The organism is Pseudomonadota bacterium (assembly GCA_010028905.1).
In the GTDB taxonomy this organism is placed as follows: Bacteria; Vulcanimicrobiota; Xenobia; order RGZZ01; family RGZZ01; genus RGZZ01.
In genome coordinates this window covers 1-1,196 of the sequence record RGZZ01000879.1, presented here as the reverse complement: position 1 = coordinate 1,196, position 1,196 = coordinate 1, and the positions used below count along the sequence as shown (strand labels likewise).

Genomic DNA, 1,196 nt, shown 5'->3' with positions numbered 1-1,196 from the left:
TACGCCATTGTGTTGTCGACGGGCACGCCGATGGGAACAGAGTTGCGCTTTCGATCGGGGCTGAATGTGTAGGCCGTTACGTCAACAGCGGCTTCGGTGGGGCCGTAGAGGTTGTGCAGCACGATGTGGGGGAGTCGGTCAGCGGCGGTGCGTGAGGTTCTGAGGGGCAGTTCCTGTCCGCTGCAGACGACGTCTTCGAGGCTGGGGAGGAGACGAGAGTCCGCTCGAGGGAGGGCTGCGATGAAGTGCTCTAGCATGGGGGGCACGAAGTGCACGGTAGTGATCTGCTGCTCGTGCATGATGTTGTAGATGAGGACGGGGTCACGGTGTGCATCGGGCGTGGCGATGACGAGGGCGGCTCCTTCGCGCAGGGGCAGCAGCAGCTCCCAGACCGAGACATCAAATGTGATGGGGGTCTTCTGCAGAACGCGGTTTCTGCTGTTGAAGCCGAGGTAGCGCTGCATCCACACGAGTCTGTTGACGATGCTGTGGTGCTCGATGCCCGCGCCCTTCGGGGTTCCAGTCGAGCCGGATGTGTAGATGATGTAGGCAAGGCTGTGTGCGGAGCGCCCGTTGACGACGGGGGTCGCGCTGCCCATGCGTGCAACGGTCTCGTGGGTGGATGAGGCGTCCAGCGCGACCACGGGAACTTCGTCTCGGGTCGCACCGCGGGTTCGTTCTTGATGCGCTTGCTGGGTGAGCACGACGGCCGCTTCGCTGTCGTTCAGCGTGAGGGCAAGACGTGCCTCTGGCCAGCTGGGGTCGAGGGGAACGTAGGCGGCTCCGGCCTTGAGGGTGGCGACGATGGCGACGAGCAGCTCGAGGCTGCGGTCCATGACGATGGCGACGCGGTCCTCTGGTTGCACACCGAGCGTGACGAGGTGGTGCGCGAGTCGGTTTGCGCGCGTGTTGAGCGCTCCGTAGGTGAGGGTGCGGTCTTCGAAGACCAGTGCGACCGCGTGGGGGTGTAGCGCGGCCTGGTCTTCGAAAGCCTCTACAACGTTCGACAGGGGGGGGGCTTTGGCGGTCAGCGGGATGTTCCCCAGTTGGTGAAGGGTGGCGATGTCGGCATCGGTTGTGAGGCGCAGCCTGGCTATCGGGAGCGTTGCGTTCTCGGTGATCTGCTCCAGGAGATGGCGGTAGTGACGGACCAGTGACGCTGCGGTGTCGTGCTCGAACAGATCGGTGGCGTACAC

1 protein-coding gene is annotated in these 1,196 nt (G+C 64.0%); it reads right to left on the bottom strand.

Annotation, left to right across the window (positions count from 1 at the left end):
- Window positions 1-1,196: non-ribosomal peptide synthetase (locus tag EB084_26075; GenBank protein ID NDD31733.1), on the bottom strand; the 1,196-nt coding region annotated here is incomplete at its 3' end.